The organism is Gordoniibacillus kamchatkensis (assembly GCF_000829455.1).
GTDB lineage: Bacteria > Bacillota > Bacilli > Paenibacillales > NBRC-103111 > Gordoniibacillus > Gordoniibacillus kamchatkensis.
This window is the reverse complement of the sequence record NZ_JXAK01000044.1, coordinates 42,532-63,081: the sequence shown is the minus strand read 5'-3', so window position 1 is coordinate 63,081 and position 20,550 is coordinate 42,532. Positions and strand designations below refer to the sequence as shown.

The 20,550-nt window shown below is 56.7% G+C and carries 23 protein-coding genes; 5 read left to right on the top strand and 18 right to left on the bottom strand.

Annotated elements, in window-relative coordinates; all coding sequences use genetic code 11:
• Nucleotides 1–408: 408 nt before the first annotated feature.
• From SD70_RS22520 to rpiB, 5 genes are all read right to left on the bottom strand, one after another.
• Complete coding sequence (locus SD70_RS22520; RefSeq protein WP_041049887.1) at nt 409–1,470, bottom strand: ADP-ribosylglycohydrolase family protein; 1,062 nt, start codon at nt 1,468–1,470, stop codon at nt 409–411.
• Nucleotides 1,471–1,494: 24 nt separating this feature from the next.
• Entirely contained in the window at nt 1,495–2,328 is an 834-nt protein-coding gene (locus SD70_RS22515) for a carbohydrate ABC transporter permease (RefSeq protein WP_041049886.1), read from the bottom strand.
• 18 nt (nt 2,329–2,346) lie between these two features.
• On the bottom strand, nt 2,347–3,228 hold the full coding sequence (locus tag SD70_RS22510; protein ID WP_231571409.1) for a carbohydrate ABC transporter permease: 882 nt from the start codon (nt 3,226–3,228) through the stop codon (nt 2,347–2,349).
• 179 nt (nt 3,229–3,407) lie between these two features.
• Nucleotides 3,408–4,634, bottom strand: a complete 1,227-nt coding sequence (locus SD70_RS22505) for an ABC transporter substrate-binding protein (protein WP_052487766.1) — start codon at nt 4,632–4,634, stop codon at nt 3,408–3,410.
• Nucleotides 4,635–4,675: 41 nt separating this feature from the next.
• Nucleotides 4,676–5,134 (bottom strand): ribose 5-phosphate isomerase B, encoded by a 459-nt coding sequence (gene rpiB, locus SD70_RS22500; protein WP_041049883.1) that lies wholly within the window; start codon nt 5,132–5,134, stop codon nt 4,676–4,678.
• A 308-nt stretch (nt 5,135–5,442) separates the two neighbouring features.
• Here rpiB and SD70_RS22495 point away from each other — a divergent pair, with 308 nt between their 5' ends.
• Complete coding sequence (locus tag SD70_RS22495; RefSeq protein ID WP_041049882.1) at nt 5,443–6,465, top strand: LacI family DNA-binding transcriptional regulator; 1,023 nt, start codon at nt 5,443–5,445, stop codon at nt 6,463–6,465.
• A gap of 97 nt (nt 6,466–6,562) precedes the next feature.
• Nucleotides 6,563–7,198 carry a bifunctional 4-hydroxy-2-oxoglutarate aldolase/2-dehydro-3-deoxy-phosphogluconate aldolase gene (locus tag SD70_RS22490; protein WP_041049880.1) on the top strand — a complete coding sequence of 212 codons (636 nt, stop codon included), beginning with the start codon at nt 6,563–6,565 and terminating at the stop codon, nt 7,196–7,198.
• Between the two features lie 129 nt (nt 7,199–7,327).
• Here SD70_RS22490 and SD70_RS22485 read toward each other — a convergent pair whose 3' ends face one another.
• Both SD70_RS22485 and SD70_RS22480 read right to left on the bottom strand, forming a co-directional pair.
• Nucleotides 7,328–7,984: a helix-turn-helix transcriptional regulator gene (locus tag SD70_RS22485; RefSeq protein ID WP_231571407.1), complete on the bottom strand. Its 657-nt coding sequence runs from the start codon at nt 7,982–7,984 to the stop codon at nt 7,328–7,330.
• 61 nt (nt 7,985–8,045) lie between these two features.
• A complete protein-coding gene (locus tag SD70_RS22480; protein ID WP_041049877.1) occupies nt 8,046–8,477 on the bottom strand; it encodes a DUF86 domain-containing protein in 432 nt (143 codons plus the stop codon).
• A gap of 533 nt (nt 8,478–9,010) precedes the next feature.
• Between SD70_RS22480 and SD70_RS22475 the strand changes: the two genes are divergently transcribed.
• On the top strand, nt 9,011–9,799 hold the full coding sequence (locus SD70_RS22475; protein ID WP_041049876.1) for a class I SAM-dependent methyltransferase: 789 nt from the start codon (nt 9,011–9,013) through the stop codon (nt 9,797–9,799).
• Between the two features lie 21 nt (nt 9,800–9,820).
• On the opposite strand, the gene SD70_RS22470 is transcribed toward SD70_RS22475, so the two are convergent.
• Entirely contained in the window at nt 9,821–10,492 is a 672-nt protein-coding gene (locus SD70_RS22470) for a tetratricopeptide repeat protein (RefSeq protein WP_041049875.1), read from the bottom strand.
• Nucleotides 10,493–10,633: 141 nt separating this feature from the next.
• On the opposite strand from SD70_RS22470, the gene SD70_RS22465 reads away from it, so the two are divergent.
• Complete coding sequence (locus SD70_RS22465) at nt 10,634–10,930, top strand: hypothetical protein (RefSeq protein WP_052487765.1); 297 nt, start codon at nt 10,634–10,636, stop codon at nt 10,928–10,930.
• Between the two features lie 57 nt (nt 10,931–10,987).
• Here SD70_RS22465 and SD70_RS22460 read toward each other — a convergent pair whose 3' ends face one another.
• Together SD70_RS22460 and SD70_RS22455 are read right to left on the bottom strand one after the other, a co-directional pair.
• Complete coding sequence (locus SD70_RS22460; RefSeq protein WP_041049873.1) at nt 10,988–11,329, bottom strand: hypothetical protein; 342 nt, start codon at nt 11,327–11,329, stop codon at nt 10,988–10,990.
• Nucleotides 11,330–11,383: 54 nt separating this feature from the next.
• A complete protein-coding gene (locus SD70_RS22455; protein WP_041049872.1) occupies nt 11,384–13,255 on the bottom strand; it encodes an ABC transporter substrate-binding protein in 1,872 nt (623 codons plus the stop codon).
• A gap of 130 nt (nt 13,256–13,385) precedes the next feature.
• On the opposite strand from SD70_RS22455, the gene SD70_RS36265 reads away from it, so the two are divergent.
• A complete protein-coding gene (locus tag SD70_RS36265; RefSeq protein ID WP_156158141.1) occupies nt 13,386–13,529 on the top strand; it encodes a hypothetical protein in 144 nt (47 codons plus the stop codon).
• A 10-nt stretch (nt 13,530–13,539) separates the two neighbouring features.
• Here the strand turns inward: SD70_RS36265 and SD70_RS22450 are convergent, their stop codons facing one another.
• From SD70_RS22450 to SD70_RS22420, 8 genes are all read right to left on the bottom strand, one after another.
• Entirely contained in the window at nt 13,540–14,082 is a 543-nt protein-coding gene (locus SD70_RS22450) for a VanZ family protein (protein WP_082053577.1), read from the bottom strand.
• Nucleotides 14,079–14,399 (bottom strand): hypothetical protein, encoded by a 321-nt coding sequence (locus SD70_RS22445; RefSeq protein WP_052487764.1) that lies wholly within the window; start codon nt 14,397–14,399, stop codon nt 14,079–14,081. Before SD70_RS22445 ends, SD70_RS22450 begins: the two co-directional genes overlap by 4 nt.
• An 84-nt stretch (nt 14,400–14,483) precedes the next feature.
• A complete protein-coding gene (locus tag SD70_RS36260) occupies nt 14,484–14,651 on the bottom strand; it encodes a hypothetical protein (RefSeq protein WP_156158140.1) in 168 nt (55 codons plus the stop codon).
• A gap of 442 nt (nt 14,652–15,093) precedes the next feature.
• Nucleotides 15,094–15,663, bottom strand: a complete 570-nt coding sequence (locus SD70_RS22440; RefSeq protein ID WP_041049871.1) for a nitroreductase family protein — start codon at nt 15,661–15,663, stop codon at nt 15,094–15,096.
• Nucleotides 15,664–15,856: 193 nt separating this feature from the next.
• Nucleotides 15,857–16,057 (bottom strand): hypothetical protein, encoded by a 201-nt coding sequence (locus tag SD70_RS22435; RefSeq protein ID WP_156158139.1) that lies wholly within the window; start codon nt 16,055–16,057, stop codon nt 15,857–15,859.
• Nucleotides 16,058–16,149: 92 nt separating this feature from the next.
• Nucleotides 16,150–18,456, bottom strand: a complete 2,307-nt coding sequence (locus tag SD70_RS22430) for a thiamine pyrophosphate-dependent enzyme (protein WP_041049869.1) — start codon at nt 18,454–18,456, stop codon at nt 16,150–16,152.
• 35 nt (nt 18,457–18,491) lie between these two features.
• Nucleotides 18,492–19,496 (bottom strand): 2-oxoacid:acceptor oxidoreductase family protein, encoded by a 1,005-nt coding sequence (locus tag SD70_RS22425; protein WP_156158138.1) that lies wholly within the window; start codon nt 19,494–19,496, stop codon nt 18,492–18,494.
• A 262-nt stretch (nt 19,497–19,758) separates the two neighbouring features.
• The gene (locus SD70_RS22420) at nt 19,759–20,544 is read right to left on the bottom strand and encodes a multicopper oxidase family protein (protein WP_269432509.1); all 786 of its coding nucleotides are present in this window, start codon (nt 20,542–20,544) and stop codon (nt 19,759–19,761) included.
• Nucleotides 20,545–20,550: the final 6 nt, after the last annotated feature.

Sequence of the window (20,550 nt, the reverse complement as noted above, 5' to 3'; positions counted from 1 at the left end):
CTTTGCTGGAAAGGGATGTCAATTTTATCGAATTAGCCGATTCGCTCATTGTGAACTTCAACCTCCGCATACGAAAATGTCTACAGTAGAGCTTAATGTGACAGGTCGGCCGGGCCGATTTTGCAGCCGCAGCCGCCTTTGCTGGAAAGGGATGTCAATTTTATCGAATTAGCCGATTCGCTCATTGTGAACTTCAACCTCCGCATACGAAAATGTCTACAGTAGAGCTTAATGTAGTGAAGCGTTTTTGTAAAGGACGGATTGAAATGAATTCAACCATAGCTGCCTCTCATTATTTCCATTTGGCGCCCAATTCAACAACATAAAAAAAGACCGCCGGCGGCAAGGCGGTCTTGAGACAGTAAAATTGATATCTAGCTACGCCAACTGGAGCGGCGTCCGATATGACTAGACGGCCATTCCCTCGTAAATCTTTTTCATTTTCTCATATCTGGCTACATACGCTGTGTACAAGCCGTCGGCATGCTCGCGGATCGTGCGCTGCGAATTGGTGTACGGGTTAATGCTTGTGGCATAGTCCGTTTGCTTGATCCATTCCTGCGGGAACCCTTCCGTCCCGGTCAAAGCTCCGGATATGCCAGAAGCGACGGCGGTAATGCAATCGACGTCCCGGCCGAAGTTGACTGCGCCCACCATGGCGTTTTTCAAATCGCCGCCAACCATGCGGAAAATACACACCGCTTTCGTGACGACTTCGTTCGCGGAGCTGAACGCGTAAGGGATGCCGCACCCGCTGTATACGCTGTCGAAGGATGCCCGCAGCTCGCGGAAATCGCGGCACGACTCCGTTCTCTTCAGCTCTCTGTCGATTTCCCGGACAACCATGTCTTTATCGCAATAATCGTAAATCGAGCCAAGCACGGAGTCTACCGTTGCGTTCGGTTTGACGGCGGCCGCAATGGCGACGGCAGTGACGCAGGCCCATTTTAAACCGCGGCTGTTCGAGGTTTGATACAATTGCCCGACCTCCAGGACGTCGGCGATCGCCCCTTCTTCGTCCCCGGCGTTAATGAGCCCGATCGGGTGGCAAGAGCGTGAGAAGCTGTTTAAGCCGGCGTAGTCGCAATATTTCCCGAGGTCTCTGGCGGGAATGCCGCTTTTGGCCATAGCCAGCAAAGTCGCCTCGAACGGTTCGGATACCATGCCGGCGGAAATCGGCTTAATATCGCGCAGCCATATCGCTCTCACATCCTCGGCGTTGACCCGGTCCTTTTTCTCGATAATAGCCGTAATCATCAGCTTCTGCCGTTCGATGCCGTCTTCGGTAGTGCCCGGCTCCCGGATCCAGCCATTCTTGTAATGGTGGTAAGGAAGCAGCTGCTCCAAAGTGCCGTACTTCTCCTCGATCTCCTGATAGCTCCACCCCTCGACGGCCGCTCCCATCGCCGACCCGACATGCGCACCGACAAGACAGCCGTACATTTTCTCCTTCAAGCTTACATTCGCCATTTCCACTGCACCATCCTTATATAGTTATCCTTTAATGCCTCCAAAGGTAATGCCTTGGATAAAGGACCTCTGGACGAAAAAATAAAACGCAATGATCGGCACTGCGACCATGACGGAAGCCGCCATCAGCTGGCTCCATTCCGTGTGATACGCCTGCTTGAACTGCTGCAAGCCGAGCTGCAGCGTATACAGCTTCTCGTCGCTCAAATAAATGAGCGGGCCGACAAAATCGTTCCAGGAGTGCATGAACTGGAACAGCGCGATCGTTAATATGGCCGGTTGGCACAAAGGCAGCATGACGCGGGTATAAATCCGGATTTCCGAGCACCCGTCGATCCGGGCGGCGTCCTCCAAGCTTTTCGGCAGCTGCTTGAAAAACTGCCGCATCAGAAATATATAGAACGGGGCCCCGAAAAAAGCGGGCAGCGTAAGCGGATAAAACGTGCCGACCAAATTCAGCTTCGAGAAAATGATGAACAGCGACACCATCGTCACCTGGCCGGGCACCATGAGTACCGCAAGAGTGATGATAAAAAGCGTATTCCGGCCCCGCCATTGCAGCCGGGCAAAGCTGTAGCCGGCTAGCGGGCAAGAAAGTACAACCCCGAACGTAGCGCAGCAGGCGACGACAAGCGTATTTTGCAAGTAGATGAAGAACGGCACCGTCGTCAGCGCTTTCACATAGTTGGACCATTCCAAGGGCTTTGGAATCCACACCGGCGGATATACGAAAAGCTGGGTATTCGGCTTCAGCGACGTCGAAACCATCCACAGGAATGGAAGCAAAAACAAAAAGCCGAACGCAACAAGCAGCAAATACGCGAGTGCCGAGGGCAAGGCTGTTGTGATTCGCTTCATCGTTCCTTCCCCTCCATGTCAATCGTCTCCCTGGTAATACACCCATTTATTGGATGATTTGAACAACCACAAAGTGACGGTAATGATGATCACAAACATAATCCAGGCCATGGCGGAAGCGTACCCCATCTTCATGTACAAGAAGGCGTTATTGTATAAATACATGCTGTAGAACAGCAGAGAATCGGCCGGCTTGCCGGTACCGTACGTAAGCGCGTAGGGCAATGTAAACACCTGCAGCGCATTAATGACGCCCATGACCATGTTGAAAAAAATAACCGGCGTAAGCAGCGGCAGCGTAATGTGCCACGCCTTTCTGACGGCGCTGGCGCCGTCGATGTCGGCCGCTTCGTAGTACTCCTTGGAGATGTCCTGCAGCCCCGCCAAATAGATGATCATCGCATTGCCGATACCCCAAAGCGACATGATAATGAGCGACGGCTTCGACCAGGCCGGATCTCCGAGCCAGCCCGGCCCCTTGATGCCAAGCAGCTCAAGCTTGGAGTTGACGAGTCCGAACTGCGGGTTCAGCAGCCATTCCCACACGATCGATGTAGCCACGATCGGAACGAGAGTCGGCAAGAAAAACACCGTCCGGAAAATGCCCCGACCCTTGATCGGCATATTGAGCAGGAGCGCCAGCACAACGCCGATCACAACGCTAAGAGGCACTTCAAAGGAGGCGTAAACGAGCGTGTTGCGGATCCCGACCCAGAACAGATGATCGTGAATCAGATCGCGGTAATTCGCCAGGCCCACCCATTTCGTTGCGCTGACAATGTTATAGTTGGTAAAGCTGTAGTAGATGGAACCGAACAAAGGGTACGCGTAAAACAGCAGCAACCCGATCACCCAAGGAGCTATGAACAGATAGGCGTATTTGGCTCTGCGCTTTTCCACGCTTCCGCGTACTCCTGGCATTTGAGACATCGCACATCATGCCTCCGCTCGTTTATTTTTGCTGAGCCTTTTTCTTGTCGATTTCGTCGTTGACCTTTTTCGTAATTTGATCGAGTACTTCCTTGGGCGTACCTTTATTGTTGTTGACCAGATCCGGCGCTTGGCCAGCTCATCCCACATCATGTTGCCCGCCAAAATGACAGGGCGGTTCCGGCCGTTCGGGAGCACTTCCAGAAACTTATCCTGCCGGCGGTCGTTCGCGTACATCTTCTTATTGATGGCGGGGGCGGCGGCGAATTCGCCGGTAATTTTTTCAGACTCTGCCCCTCTTCGCTCGTGCACATCCATTTGATGAACTCCCAGGCGGCATCCGGATGTTTCGCCCCTTTCGGCATAATCAGCACGCGTCCGCCAACGAACGTATTGAAGTCTTTGCCGGTCGGAGTCGGGATATAGCTGATCCCATAATTGAGCTTGGGATTATATTGTTCGATCTGCGAAATCATCCAGTTGCCGTTCACCATCATCGACAGCTGCCCGGTAATGAACGGGTTGGTTGCATTGGAGCCTGCGGAGCTCGTAAAGCTGGTCACATCCTGGATGCCGAACTGCTTCGCAAAGCCCGTTTCCCACTCGAGCGCTTTGACGATATTCGGATCGTTCGCCGTTACCTTTCCGGTTTTCGCGTCGAGGAAAGAGCCGCCGAACGCCCAGCCCCACGAATAGAGCCAGCCCTCCCCATACCACGGAATGAGACCGAAGCGGGTAAATTTGCCGCCTTCCTTCTTGGTTAACTTTTTGGCGGCGTCTTCCAGCTCGGCGATCGTAGTCGGCGGTTTTTCCGGGTCGAGTCCCGCTTCTTTGAAATGATCTTTATTGTAAAACAGCGCTCTTGCCGTACCGTCATAAGGCAGCCCGAGCAGCTTGCCGTCGTAAACCGACTCGTCCCATGCCCACTTGTAGAACATCGACTCGCCGATGTTAGCCTGCTTGGCCCGGTCGTTCAGAATCGTGACGGCATCCATGTACTCCGCCACCCCATAGCGGCTCGCCAGCATCACGTCGGGCGGATTCCCGCCGGCGACGGCCGTCAGCAATTTCGAGGTGACGGAATCTCCGCCGTCCGTAGCGACATAGACCGGCTTTACCTTGATGTTCGGATGGGATTTGTTAAACGCTTCCACCGATTTCGTAATCGAATCCCCCGACGGCCCCGTCGACCAGTTGTGCCAAAACGTGATTTCCGTAACTTCGCCGGATTTTGCATCCGTAGCGCTTGTGCTATTGTCCTTGCTTGCGGCTTTTGGGGCGGGACTGTCCTTGCTGGCGGGAATGGAGCAAGCGGTCAGAGCCAATAATGAAGTCAAGACTACGCATGAACCTTTCAAAACGATTGTACGCTGCATGCATAAACCTCCCCTTATTATTTTTCTTATAACTACCAAGATTATCTTGGGTTATAATTCGCACGTTCCAACTCCGCAAGCTTCGCGACCCGTCTTCTGAAATGCTCCTCCGTGCTGAACTCCGCCTTTAAAAACGTTTCGATATAAGCAGCGGCGACGGTAGGGCCGACGATTTGCGCTCCGAGACACATCACGTTGACGTCGTCGTGCTCGACACATTGATGCGCCGAATAAATATCGTGGCACACCGCAGCCCGAATCCCGGGAATTTTATTGGCGGCTATGCTGGCGCCAACCCCGGTTCCGCACACCATAATGCCCCGCTGCGCCTGGCCGGTCAGCACAGAATCGCAAACGAGCCTGGCAATGTCGGGAAAATCGACCGGCTCCGCATCGTAGCTGCCGTGGTCGATCACCTGTACGCCCAGCGATCGCAAAATTTGCAGCACTCCGTCCTTCAGCGGATATCCGGCATGGTCATTGCCTAAAGCGACGATCATATGCAGCACCACTTTCCTTTAGAATTTTTGGAACGTTCCCAATAGAATATAAAAAATTGAGGTGATTGATGAATTTTGTCGATTTTAACAGCCATAAAAGTGCGTTTGTGGCACAAATTGAAATTGGGAACGGTACCAATTAATCGCTTACATTTTCGATTTTATTGGCAAATATGGCGTCTGTCAATAACATTTTGCCAAAATTATGTCCGCAAAATCGTCGTCTTGGCAATTGATTTGTATGATTCGGCCATTTATAATAACCACATTGGGAACGATCTCATTCATTAGAGGGCGGTGAACACACCTTGAGTCGAGTTACGATCAACGATGTAGCGAAATATGCCAATACGACGAAATCTACCGTATCGCGTGTCCTGAACGATTCCCCCCTCGTCAACTATAAGACGAAAATGAAAGTTCTCGAGGCGATTCGCACCTTGGGCTACATGCCCAGTAAGGCCGCTCGTTCTCTGAAATCCGGAAAAAACAACGTGCTCGGCCTCGTTGTGTCGCAACAGCAAATCAGCCAGGTTATTATGAATCCGAATTACCCCGCGGTCATTAAGGCGATTTCCGAAAGGGCGCAGAACGAAGGCTATCACATTCTGCTGATCACCTCCGCCGGCGTGGAGTACCAAACGTATGACAGCATTTTGACGCGGCATGCGGTCGACGGTTTTATCGTACTCGGAGCTACGATCGACGATCCGCTGCATGAAGTGCTTGATAACGCCAATATCCCTTATGTATTTAACATGAGGTACTCGGAAAAACGCGATCATTGCTATGTCACCTTCGACGATTTCGAGGGAGGCTATATCGCGGCCAAATATTTGCTCGATCTTGGACATAGGCACATCAAGCTCGTTGTCGGGGACGTCAGGGGCACAGTTCTTTCTTTTAACCTCGAACGTATTGCAGGCTTTAAAAAAGCTCTTGCCGAGTATCAGATCAAGTTCGAAGAGTCGATGGTTTTAAGAACGCCGGGAGATATGGACAGCAGCTACCATTTCATCAGCAACTTGTTTTCCCGCGAGCGCCCGAGTGCGCTGCTGCTCTCCAACGAGCTCACCGCGATCGCCGCCCTGAATGCATTAACCGACAATGGCTTCCACGTGCCGGATGACGTATCGTTAATCGCGTTCGGCTACCCGGAGTTTTTTCGAAATACGCGCCCCAGCCTGACAACCGTCGGACAGGACACCATCTGGCAAGGCGTCAATCTGGTCGAGATGCTGCTTGACCGGATCAACGGCCTGGAGCACACTCCGGTCGCCTTGATCAAGAAACCGGAGCTGATCATAAGAGGCAGTACGAAAAAAGTATAGCTGCACGGTACGAGGCGCAAACTCCTATTCTATTCGAAGCTATTGCGATCTTTTGCTATAATAAACTCAGCTGTTTTGCATAGAGAGGATGAACGGAATGAATCGGGAACAAGGGCTGGAGGAACTCAAACGGACGCGCATCGTGGTCATCGTGCGCGGCTTGGAGCCGGAGCACATGACAGGGCTGGCGGAGGCGCTGTACGAAGGCGGCATTCGCGTCATGGAGGTGACGCTGAATACGCCCGGCGCGCTGGAGGCGATCGGCGAGCTGCAGGACAAGCTTGGCGACCGGATGTACATCGGCGCGGGGACGGTGCTCGATACGGAAGACGCGGAGCGCGCTTTGGCGGTAGGAGCATCGTTCCTGGTCACGCCGAATATGGAAGAGGACGTCATCCGGCTGGCGGCGGCGCGCGGCGTCCCGATTTTCCCGGGCGCGATGACGCCGACGGAAGTCGTGAAAGCGTGGCGGGCCGGGGCGACGGCCGTGAAGCTTTTTCCGAGCGCCAGTCTCGGACTTGGCTACATCAAAGAGCTGCAAGGGCCGCTCGGCCATATCCCGATGATCGCGGTCGGCGGCGTCAAGGAAGACAACATCCGCCAGTTCATGGACGCCGGCTGTTATGCCGTCGGCATCGGCGGATCGCTCGTGCGGCTGGACGATATTCGCAGCGGGCGGCTTCACGTGATCACGGACAAAGCCAGGCGGCTGCTCACAGCCGCGCACGGCTGACCGGCTACTGGGAGAAAAAAAGGCTGCAGCTGCGCACGAGGCGCGGCTGCAGCCTTTTCACCGTTTAGACGTTAAGCTGGCTGTGAGACGCCCGGCGCCTTGCTCGCCGTTACATCTCCAGTCTAGCGCCTAGCCGATGTCCTGTATTCGATACACGCATTTGCCGCCGCCCTTGGCGAGGCACTCCGTCCGCTCTACTTCGGCTTCCAGCAGCTGCCGGAACAGCGCCAGCTCGCACGAACACGCCTCTTGGTACGGAGCGGCCACCTGCGAAATCGGGCAATTGTGCTCGCTGAGCTCGTACAAGCCAGGCTCCGTTTCGCGCCAATGAGCCATATAGCCGCTCGCGTTCTGGATGCCGGCAAGCTCTTGGACCCGTTCCGGCAGCGTTTTGCCCTGCATCCGTTCCCGGTACCGCTCATACAGCTTGCGCTGCCGTTTGGCAAATAGCGCCTCCACCTCCGTGGTATCCAGCTCTTCGAGCAAATCGAGCGCCAATTGGTGATAGTTTTTCGGAAATAATTCGTCTGCCTCATCCGACAGCGAGTACACGTTCGTGGGCCGGCCCATCGCCTGCCGCACCAGCTTCGTGCGCACGAGCCCGTCCCGCTCCATCACGTTCAGATGGCGGCGCACCGCCATTTCGGTCACTCCGAGCTGCTTGGCCAGTTCAGCGACGCTGCGCTCGCCGCGCGTCTTGATGAGCGTCAGTATGACTTGCCGTGTCGAGCGCTCCGGTCCTTGCTCCATGCTGTCACCCGCTTCCTTGACTGTCGCTGCCTTCATTGTACCGTATTCGCGGGTTTTCGTAAATTAGGAAACAATTATGTATGGAAACTGCCGCAGATCAGCTCCCGCCGAGCTCCTTAGCCATAAAGGCGCGCACCTGCTCCACGAAACGGGGCAGCAGCTCGGGCAGACGAAGCGTCAAAGCATGCAGCCCGCTGGCGTCCCATGACGTATAATCTTGAACGAGCGGCCGCCGCAGCTTAACCAGATCGAGCAGCTGCCCCGCCGTATCCGGATCGAACGCCCCTTCCCCGCGCAAAATGTCGACGATATCCTCATAGGAGCTCGCATCCCGCAAAATGAACGCGTCAATGAGCAGCGACCCGACATCCGTGACGCCTTCAATCGCGAGATGAAGCGCCCGCTCCTGAGCCAGCGCCAGCACAGCATCGCCGTCCTGCCAGCGGACGGCAAGCTCCCGCGCCGTCTCTGCCAGCCGCTGCAAAAATGCTAGGCGCGAGCCGATTTGTTCCTCGTTCACGAAATACATCGCTTGTTATCTCCGTTTCTTCTTTTTCCATCCGGTCCACACGAGCATGCCGGCGAACGTGACCACGACGACGAACAGCAGTGTGATGACCTGCATGACGTATTCCAAACTCATAATTGGGAAGGTGCCCCCCTGCCCTAGATCGGACGCTTGTCCGACGATGTACTGGAGCGTTATGCCGGAGCGCCACGTCCGAAGCTAAACGGCCTGGCGTTTCGAGCCGGCATCGTTCGAGAAATGGCGCAATGAAGGGTGGGATATGGAGGTGAATAGCGGCTTTTAAACTCGTGTTCCGTCCGCCCGATCAAGTCGGGGAATGCGAGTTTAACGGAGCCGGAACCCCACTTCCCGACCGCGGATAGCAGTTCCTTTCCTCAAAGCAAACGCCTAGTAACAGTGTAGCCGCCGCTCACAGCTCAGTCAAGGCAGTTTGCTCGCACCTATATGCAGCGGAACCATATTGTGCTACAATATGGTTAAACCGCCTTGTGAAACCAAGTTTCACAATGCGAAACAACTGGAGGTGCGTTTAAATGAACGAAGCCCTCGATCCCCGTAAAGAACAAGTGCGCCGGCAATTCGGGCAGCATGCGGCCGGCTACGTTACTAGCGCGAATCATGCCGCAGGCGTCGACCTCGCTTACATGGCGGCGAACGCGCCGGTATGTCCGGATGCCCGGCTGCTGGATGTCGCGACCGGCGCCGGCCATGTCGCGAACGCCTTTGCTCCGCTCGTAGGCCAAGTCACGGCATGCGACTTGACGCCGGAAATGCTGGACACCGCGAAGCAGTTTATAGCCGCAAACGGACGGACGAACGTCGAATTCGTCGCCGCCGATGCCGAGCATTTGCCCTTCCCTGCGGAAGCGTACGATATCGTCACGTGCCGCATCGCCGCGCACCATTTTACCGACGTGCCGGCTTTTGCCTCCGAGGCGCACCGCGTCCTGAAGCGCGGCGGAAGCTTGCTGCTCATCGACAATGTTGCGCCGGAGCGAGACGGTCTGGACTGGTTTTACAACGACATTGAGAAGCAGCGCGACCCGAGCCATGTCAGGGCGTGGAAAAAATCCGAATGGATCCGCATGCTGGAAACGGCCGGCTTCGCGGTCGAAGCGATGATTCGTTTCCCGAAGACGTTCGTGTTCGCCGACTGGTGCCGCCGGGCAGGCGTGCCGGAAACGGAGCGAATCAGCCTGGAGATGAAGCTGCTGCGCGCGCCGGCGGACGTGCAGCGCCATTTTGCCGTCGAGATAGACGATGCGGAACGCCTCCTCAGCTTCTCGGGCGAGTCGGTGTACGTGCACGCCGTGAAAAGCTGAAGCAGTCCGGTGAACCGGCGCCTAAACCAGCGTCTTCCACCAGGCGAGCACAACCCAGCGCCGCTGCATGCGGCGGCTGTACCCCGGCAGCGTCCGGTACACGTCACGAACTTCGAGGTAAGCGGCTTTCGCCTCTTGCTTGCGGCCCATTTTCTCATACAGCTGCCCGAGCCGGTAATAAGCTTCACAGGATGAAGATTGCACGTCGCGAAACCGTTCGATATAGCGCACAGCCTGCTCCGGATAGTCCGCCGCCAGCGCCTCTGCCAGCCGCAAGTACGGCTCGCCGTACCGCACTCGCGGGTTCAGCTCGAGCGCCTGATCCATCAGCGACCTGCCTTCTTCGATGCGGCCCAGCTTCAGCTTGCATAAGCCGAGCTCGAAGTGAACGTCGGCGGACTGATCCATGATCGGCAAAATGCCCTCCAGCAGCCGCTCCGCCTCGGCGTAACGTTTCTTCTCGATATAGACGCGGGCCAGCTCCAGCTTTGCCGACGTATCGTGCGGGCTCGCCTGGATGTGCTGTCGCAGCTGCCCGAGCTTGCGGCCGAGCCGCAGCGGCCTCGTCACGCTCGGCATCAGCCCGACGAAGCGTCGGTCCGCCGCGTACAATATAATGAGCAGCACGACGAGCGCCAGCAGCGGATTGCCCGTCAGGTACACCAATATAGCAAACAAGAAAACTTTGCTCACATCAGCTTGCCCTCCTCTTTCAGTCTCAACGCATGTTCATGTAAGATTGTACCAAAGCGGTCTGATCAAGTACACATTAGACTACGGCCGCGCGGCCCGGTATAATAGACGCTAATGAAACCTGCCGAAGGAGAATCGACTATGACCGACCGCCATGCCGCCGCCTGGCAACGCATCAGCAAGCTCGGACGCGACAAATACGTCCTCATCTACGGCGTCCTGCTGTGGGGCATCCTTCTCACCGCCGTTACCAGCGCCATCCAATTCGTGCTGACGCAAAACGCTTCGGACGCCGATGCTCTGTCCTTGCGTTACCTGATCGCCCGTTTTATCGTCTTCGGCGTAATCGGCTTCTTCATCGCCAACGCGCGCTGGCTGAAGCTGCAGCGCAAGTATGGCGACAACGCCGGGCAGCAGCCGAAGCCGTCCCGCCGGTAGCCGCCGCGCACAGCAAAAAGCGATCGTTTCCCAGATCCGGGACGATCGCTTTTTACATTATGACCGGCCTAATTCGCCCAGCTCGCGCCTCACGTTCGGATGGGACAACACCTCTGCGGCAAAATCATCCCGCGACCCGATGCCAAGCTCGCCGCGGCCGTTGTCGAACAGCTCCGCCGTCAAATCGACGTAAGCGCTGTGCAGGCTGTTGTCGTACCAATCGAGCTCCCGGCTCGCTTCCTTCCTGTACACACTGGCGAGCTGCGGATCGCCGCCGTTCCAGGCGAACGAGGCCAGCAGCGGCGTCTCGTGCCCGCTCAGCCGCACTTCGATATCGGCGTATTTCACGTCGCCCCGCTCCGCCAGCTGCACAAACTTCGCGTCTTGTATCGCTCCCACCGGCGATTCCTCCCATCATGGACTGATGGTTAGCATTTCCGCAAAGCGGTTCGATTATGAAACTGCGAACCGGGACTTCTCCATTTCGGACTCCGCAATGGCCTGCGTGAAAAACAACTTGCGGAAATCGACCCAGCCGAGCGAGTTAACGGCAACGCCTTTCAGCGATTCGTGATGGGCGACTTCATGATAAGACTGGAACAAGAACAGGAACGCCCGCTGTTCCTTCAGCAAATGCTCAAGCTCTTGCAGCTTGCGCAGCCGGTCAGCCGGCGCAGGCAGCTGCTGGATCCCTTCCACTTCCCGCCTTACGGCCTCCTTCAATTCGGAGCTCAGATGTGCGCCGACAACGCTGTTCGTCTGCAGCAAAATGCCGAGCATGGTGAACTCGAGCTCCTCAAGCACGTAAGAGCAATGGATCATATTGGCTTCGGCTATGCGCTGCGGCTTCATCATTTCTTCCCGCGACAGCAACCCGATCTCGACCTTGATGCCGGCAAGGGCGCAGCGGCCCTGAATCCATTCCAACGTTTCACCTTTGCTTTTATACGTATAGGCGCGCAGCGGCTCGCCGTCGTAGCCGATTTCGTCCAGCAGCCGGCGCGCCCGTTCCACATCGGCCGCATAATCGCTTTGTCTGCTCGACGCTGACTCTATGCTGCTATGAGCGAAAAAGCTCCACGCCGGACTGAACTGGTTCCCGCCAAGATCGCGCACCATCTGCTCGCGATGGATGAGCAGATCGACAGCCGTCCGGAATTTGGCGTGACGCTGCGGCCCGGGCGCCTGCAAATTGAACGTAAGCAGCGAGCAGCCCGGCACGATTTCCTTGTACCGCTTCCAGCCCGGCCCATCCGGCAAAATGCCGAGCGGCTTCGTTAAGCCTTTGAAATCGCACATGGTTTGAACGATTTGCGGCTCTTTGCGCCAGGCCGGCATTTGTTCCGGCAGCACCCACAGCTCCACCTGGTCGAGATGCGGCCTTCCTCCGAAATACCCGTCATAGGCGCGCAGCCGGCAAATGTAATCGTCGTGGCATTCGACGCGGAACGCCCCGGTGCCGATCGGCATCCGGGCGAACAGCCCGCCTTGCTCGCGGCATATTTCCTCCGGCACGATCGACGTGCAGCCATCGCTAAGATGCTGCAGAAACATATAGTTCGGGCGCTTCAATTCGATGCGCAGCGTCGACCGGTTGAGCACGACGATATCGCGGATGCCATCGAGCAGCCAGCGATGGCTGGAGCCGTTCGCCGGGTCGAGCAGCCGCTGCAGCGAATATTTGACATCGTACGCCGTCAGCTCGCGGCCGTGATGAAACATGACGCCCTTGCGCAAATAGAACGTCCACGCCGTGTGCTCCGCATTCGCTTCCCAAAAATGCGCGAGGCGAGGCTCGATCTGTTTGGTTACCGTGTTGAGCTTCACCAGCGTATCGAACACATGATCCATCACATGCGCGTCGGAAGCAAAGTGCAGATGGATCGGATCGAGCGTTTGGATCGGGTGAAACAAAGGGAAACGCAGCGAGTCGAGGCGCCGTTCCTCTTTCTCTTCCGCCTTGTAGCCGAAGTAGCTGAACAGCCACTCGACGAACGACTCTTTGAGCGGATAACGGTCGCCATACCGGTTGATGAGCTCCATCGCGCTTTTGAAGTCGCCTTTCTGCGCGAGCTCGACCGCTTCTTTGGAGATGATCTCTCCGGCCGGAACGAGGAACGTGAGCAGCGAGGCGTTGCCACGGCCCCGGCCCGGTTCCCATACGATCCAGCCAAGATCGCTCATTTTTTTGAGCAGCAGCTTCACGTTGCGGGTCGTGCAGAAGAGCAGCGCCGCCAGCTCCTCCAGCGTCACCCGCTGCGGCTCGCCTTCGACATCGCGTCCGAAAGACGTGCGAAGCTGTAAATAGTAATTTGTCAATTGCATGGGCAGCCCCTCGCTCTCTTCAGCTCACATAAAAGAGGAAATGATTATAAGCAATTATACTCTTTTTGTTCCCCTTAAACCAGATATAATTGGAAATGTAACACAAAGCGATTTTCAGGAGGGAGAACGAATGATGCTCAACCCATACACGGCAGAGAAAATGTACGAACTTGAGCGCAAGGAGATGGAACGGACGGCGCGGGAATTGTGGAAATGGTCGCCCCGACGCAGGCTGGAACGGACGCCCGTCAAAAAAGAAGTGAACGACAAGTAACCCTTGCCGTTCACTTCTTTTTTTGCTTCAAGACGATGCTAGCGGCCGCCTCCGCCAACATAGCTGCCGCCACTCCGGCGGCGTCGACGGCCACATCGACGGCGTGTCCCGTGCGACCGGGCACGAACGTCTGGTGCCACTCGTCGCTGGCTGCATAAACGATCGAGATCGCTGCGGCTATGGCGGCGGCTTGCAGCCGGCTGCGTCCCGCCGGCCAGGTGCGCATCGTCCGCATCCACAGCCAGGCAAGCAGCGCGTATTCGGCCACATGCCCCGCCTTGCGGATGAAAAACTCCGCCATCTCGTAAGGATGTCCGTGCGCTACGCTTTGCCCGTCGTACGTGAACGACCAGTTTGGCAGCAGCGCCTTCAGCTTTGCCTCGCTAATGACATTGGCAAGCCACGGCCGCATATCCTGCTGCGCGTACGGCTCGGACGATTTGCTGAAAATAAGCGCCATCCATAGCAGCGTCAGTGCGAGCCATACGGCATTGCGGCGCCGTTTTGCCGCCGGAGGCGCGTCCGTTGGAAAGCTGTTGCGCCCGCCCGTCATTGCGCCTGCCCTGGCTTACCGTTCTCGCCTGAATCGGGCGGCTGCTTCCGCATGCTCGCCAAAGCAAAAAAATCGAACGCCGCCACGTTCACGAACGCAATGCCGTAAAAAGCAATGCCAAGGCTGCGCTGCAAGCTTTCGGACGTTTGGCCGAACCACCACAGCGAAGCCAGGGCGAAAGTAAGCACGTTGATAATGCTGGAGAGGAGGAACGAACGCGCTAAACGATTCGTGCTCCGCATGAGCGTAATGCCGGCTCCTATCGTCAAAATAAACCCAATGCCGACAAAGCTCCAATACATAATGCTGCCCGACATGCTTCCCGTCACTCCGATCTGCTGAACCTGTTCGCTCTCTAGGTTAGCACGATCGAAGATGCGGCACAACTGCACCGTTGGGGGCTATTCGAACGTTTTTCGAATTTTCAGGCGCACGTCGTCGGGGCGGCTTTCCCACAAATGATTGAGATCGTAGTTCAGCGTATCTTTCTGCAAGCCGGCATATAGCAGTAAGCAAAACAGCGCCATCATGAGCAAGAATGCGATGGCCAGCAGCACGAACACAAACATCGGCTCGTCCTCCTTAGGCTAGTTGGCGGTGTTGATACTGCGAGTATATGCCTCCGTAAGGGCTTACATGAATGATTGTTGCAGGCTGACACAAAATGGGAGGGCGGGAAGCAGATCGTTCTCTTTGCCCCGGTTAGCGGAAATTTGTTCCGTTATTGGCTTATTTCCCGGACATTTCCCCAAAATAGCGGAATGGGGGTTCGTTATTTCCGCAATTTGCGGGAGAATCACTCTTGCCTCGGCCCGATAACGGAACTCCGTTCCGTTAACATTGATCCGGTACCTCTCTATCGGTACAACAACGGAACTGCGTTCCGTTAAGGCAGCAGGAATGAGGCCTCGACTGAAGCCCCGTCCTGCTTTTTCTTTAGCCATACGTCTTTCGGTGGAATTGGCGGGGAATTCCAGTCCATGCCCCCTGAGGTAAGCGTAATCGAAATCGCTAAGCCTCGGTTATCCATTGCGTCTTCTGTTCAAAGGGCGTTCGTTTGCCCGGTTTGATCGCCATATCAGGGTAACCGGCGAAAACAAACCCGGCAATGCGATCTTCCGGACGGAGTCCGAACGCTTGCTTCGCCAGCTCGCGGTACGCCGCTTCGCCCGTTCGCCAAATCGCCCCTAAGCCGAGCGCGTGCGCCGTGAGCAGCATGTTCTGGATAGCGGCGTTTACCGCCGCCGCTTCCTCAACCTCCGGCTTATCCGGTGCAGGACTTACAGCCACGGCGATAATAACCGGGGCGCGGAAAGCTTTTTGCTCCTCCTTGCTTCGCAATTGTGCCAGTTGCTCCGCATCCAGCCCTTCTGCGCGTTCAGCCGCAATATCCGCATAAATGCGTGCCAACACGCGCCTTCCCTCGCCCGTCATCACGAAAAACCGCCACGGCTCCGTATGATAATGATTGGGCGCCCATATCGCCGACTCCAGCATCTGCTCGATCAGCTCCCGCTCGACCGGATCCGGCTTCACCTTCCCGACACTGCGCCTCGTGCGGATCGCCTCTATCGCATCCATCTCATGCTTCAGCTCCTATCTCGCTTTATTACCAACAGTATAAGCATCCCCAATGACAAATGCATCCAGCCGGTTCGAGGGATTAGCGTCTATTTTTCGCGCTAACCGCCTATCTTCTTGGCCACAGGGCGGGACGCTTCGTCCAAATAAAGAACGTAGGACGGGTTGTTCTTCAGCTTCACGTTGCCGAGCTTCATCGCCGATTCGTCGAGAAAGGCGATGTCCCACAGAGCCGGATCGCTACGCCTTGAGCGGTCAAAAACGCCGCCGCTTCCCCGCGCGCCGCCGCCTCGTCCTGCCAAAACTTCACGCCGTAATATTCCAATTGATAATGGTTGACCAGCATGCACGTATAAATTTGCGCAGTTTCGCGCTGTTTTAAAACATAAGGCATATTTTCGCGGCTCCTTCCTGCCTCGCGCCGGCAAAAAGCCGGCCGCGCCCCGAAGGCGCCGCCGGCTTCTGCAGCTCGTCTCATTTCGTTACTTACAAGTACGGGTTCTCGTGCTTCGCCTTCAGGATGTTCCAGCGGCGCTCCACTTCGCCCTCGAACGACTTCAATGCCGCTTCGTATTCCGGCTTGCCCATATGCTTCGTCTTGCCCATCATCTTGAGCCAGTCGCCGAGCGGGATTTTTTTGTTCTTCTCCTCCGGGTTGTACGTGAGCGTCGTCACGCCGTGCTCAACCTCGTACAGCGGGAAGAAGCAGGAGTTTACGGCCGCCTCGACGATATTGGAGCCGTCCTGGTCCTCGGACAGCCAGTTGAGCGGGCACGTAATCAGGATTTTGCCGTATACCATGCCTTCGTTCTGAGCATACCATTGCGCCTTCGCGGCTTTCTTCAGCAAATCTTGCGGGAACGCCTCGGAGCCGGTGAACACGTACGGAATGTGCGTTGCGGCCATAATTTGCGCCGTATCCTTATGATGAAACGTCTTGCCGCCCTGATGCTTGCCGACGTTGGACGTCGACGTGCGGTGTCCCATCGGCGTCGAGTAGCTCAGCTGCGCACCCGTGTTCATATAACCTTCGTTATCGTACTCGAGAATGATCATTTTGTGGTTCCGCAGCGCGGCACCGATGGCCGGCCCCATGCCGATGTCCATGCCGCCGTCGCCGGTAATCATGACGAACGTGAAGTCGTCCTTCAGGCCGAACTCATCCAGCTCGCCGCGGCGCTTGCGCTCCCAGAACATCTCCACGACGCCGGACAGCGTAGCCGCACCGTTCTGGAACAAGTTGTGGATGTACGTCGCCTTGTGGGCGGAATACGGATAACCCGTCGTGACGACCATCGCGCAGCCGGTGTGGTACAGAGCCACGATATCGCCTTCGATGCCTTTGAAGAACAGCTCGAGGCCGGAGAAAATGCCGCAGCCCGGGCAAGCCCCGTGCCCCGGAGCAAGACGCTTCGGCTTCTTCGTCAGCGAACGAAGCGGCGGGATTCTTACGTTCAGCTTGCCCGTCTCTTCGTCCGGCGTCACCGTAATGAGCCCGGTCTTGAGCGATTCGTACGGCATCGGCTCGAGCACGCGCTTCGGCGCCTTCGCCGGGTCGCCGGGCGTATGGCCGTAGTAGTCGAACGGCTTCTCGACGTAACCCTTGGCTGCGGCGTCGATCGCAAACTGGAACAGGTTGTGGCCGTCTTCGGCGTAAAAATCTTTCCCGCCGAGGCCGTAAATGCGGCTGATCACAAGCGTATCTTTGTTGCCGTGCGTGAACAGCGCGGCCTTGATCTCGTTGACCATGTTGCCGCCGTGGCCGCCGTACGAATCGGCGCGGTCTCCGACGGTGATCGCTTTGACGTTCTTCAGCGCTTCGGCGATTTGCTTCGCCGGGAACGGGCGGATCATGTTCGGCGCGATGGAGCCGGCCTTGATCCCCTTCTCGCGAAGCTGGTCGACGACGTCCTTGATGATTTCCGAGGCGGAGTTCATCAGGAATACGGCCACCTCCGCGTCTTCCATCCGGTACAGGTCCAGAATCGGGTAGTCGCGGCCCGTCAAATCGGCGTATTCTTTGCGGATGCGGTCGAACACGTCCCCGGCGCGGTACATCGCCATCGACTGCTGGTAGCAGTTGTTAATGTAGTCCGGCTCGTTCATGTACGGGCCGACCGTAATCGGATTGTTGCGGTCCAGCGTCATCGGGAAGCCGGCCGGCGGCTTCTCGCCGACGAACTTGTGCACGTCTTCGCGGTGCGCGAACGTCTGCACGCGGCGCTTCTGGTGCGACGTAAAGTAGCCGTCCGAAGCGACGATGACCGGCAAACGCACTTCCGGGTCTTCGGCCAGCTTGAGCGCCATGATGTTCATGTCGTACACGGCCTGCGGGTCGCGGCACATCAAAATCGGCCAGCCGGTGTTCAGCGCGTAGTACAAGTCGGAATGGTCGCCGTGAATATCGAGCGGACCGGATACGGACCGGCATACGAGGTTCATGACCATCGGGAAGCGCGTGCCGGACTGCACCGGCATCTGCTCCAGCATGTACAGGTAGCCGTTCGCGCTCGTCGCGTTGAACACGCGGCCGCCGGCGGTGGAAGCGCCGTAGCATACGCCGGCCGAGCCGTGCTCGCCGTCCGCCGGGATGAGCACGATGTCGTGCTGGCCGTTCGTTTTCATCAGATCGAGGAACTGCGCCACTTCCGTCGACGGGGAAATCGGGAAGTAGCCCATAATATGGTAGTTGATTTGATGCGCGGCGTACGCGGCCATCTCATTGCCCGACTCGTACACCATGCGCTGCTCGACTTTCGCTTGGCCGAGCTCTTTTTTGACGTCTATCGCCATGAGGGTAACCACCTTTCGTTAAAGAATATCCGTCCTTACTGAGCGAGCGCGAAACGGTGCGGCACGCGGTGCTGCTCGGCATAGCCGTCTTCCTCGCGGGCGGAGCTGAGCGCTTCGGTCGGACACGCCTGCACGCATTTCAGGCAGCCTTTGCAATATTGGTAATCGATGCCCTGCAAAAACATTTGCGACCGCCCCTTCTTGTCCGGCAGCTCTTCCCATACGAAGCAGAAGTCAGGGCAAACGTTGTCGCAGGCAGCGCAGTGAATGCATTTGTCGTCGGCAAAATGCGGCATCATGCCGGCGCGGGAGATGCTGAGGTCTTTGAGAATCGAGTTGCCCGGATTCGTGATCGTGCCGCCGATCGGCTGCGTCTCGTAGCCGAGCACCGGCGTATCGTGACGGGTGAAAGCCGGCATCGACTGCCCTTCCGGGAGCGCGAACGTCTTGAATTGAACTTCGTTGTAACCCCTTTCAAACGTGCGGATCGCCGGTGCTACCGCCTGCGGGTACTTCTTCTCCAGCGATTTGCGGATGACGCCCTTCATAAACTCGGGATCGAGGAATTCGCACAGCCGAAAAAGACCGCCGAGCATCGCCATGTTGACGCGGTTTTTCTCTTCGAGCGCAATGCCCGTAGCGTCAACGACGGCAAGCGTACCGCCGATCATTTTCAGCTTGTCCTTCAGCTCATCCGGCGACTTGGTCGAGTTCACCAGCACGGTGCTGTCCTCGTAAATGCCGCTGATGACGTTGATCGTCTTCGCCAGCTGCTCGTGAAAAACGCCTACCACGTGCGGGCGCTCGATGGGAGACGTATCGCGAATGTTCGTGTCGATGTCGCAAAAGCGGATGTGCGCCTTTACGGCTGACCCTTTCTTCTCGGAACCGTACGACGAAAAGCTGACGCCGTTAAGCCCGACGCCCATGACGCCCGCCTCCGCCAGCATTTTGCCGGCAAGGTTGGCCCCCAGGCCGCCGATCGATTCCAAACGAATCTCGAAAAAGCCGAGTTCGTTCATTTTAGGCAAACTGACCACTCCCAAGACTCCTCTCCAAATTGTATGTTAGTAGAAGTGCAAGAAAATTGGTTCTATTCTCATTTTAACAGGGAAATGATGGCTGGCAACCTTTTTTTTGTTGACTTCGGCGATAAGGAAACTTATGGATCCGCAGGGGCACGAAGTATTTTATGCCGTCAAAGGCAGCAATGGTGCAGGCCGTGAATTCGCTCGGCTGCAAGCTCGTTCAACGAAAAAAGCCCCGCGGGCGCGGGGCTTGCTAGCGGTGCAATGCAGCCGTTTACTCGGTTATTTTGATCAGCGTTATAAGGCCCCCCATTTCGCCGTGGGCCATGCGGGCCAGATCTCCGCCGTTCATCGTATGGTCGAGAATGTGGCAGTGAAACATCCATGTGCCGGCGCTTTCGGCCGTAAAGGCGATATCGTACGTCTCTCCGGGACCGATCAGCACCGTGTTCATCGTCTGCGGCTGCGGCACGGGATGGCCGTCCTTGGCCACGACCCGGAAATCCATTCCGTGCAAATGCATCGTATGAACGTCCGTCGTGTCGATGTTCAGGAGCCGGATGCGGACCGTCTCGCCCTTCTTCGCCTCGATCGGCGGCGTGTCCGGATAACTGCGTCCGTTCAGCGTCCAATAGTCCTTCTCCTCGTCTGCCGCGTTCACTTGAAAGCCGCCGATCATCATCGTGTAGTCGTGATCGTAATGCGGCTCCGACATCGGATCCTTCGGATCGATAATAAAAGCGCCGTACATGCCGCTTCCGATTTGCTTCATGTCGTCGTAATGGGAGTGATACATGTAGGTGCCCGGATGGCCGGCGACAAACTCGTACGTATACGATTCGCCCGGCTGCACCGCATCCTGCGTCAATCCCGGCACGCCGTCCATAGCGTTCGGCACGTGCAAGCCATGCCAGTGAATCGTCGTCGGCTCCGGCAGCTTGTTCACGAGCGTGATGCGCACGCGATCGCCTTCGGTGACGCGAATAACCGGCCCAGGCACTTGCCCGTTATAGGTCCATGCAGTTGTCAGCACCCCTTTGAGCGGCGACCATGCATGCAGTTCGGC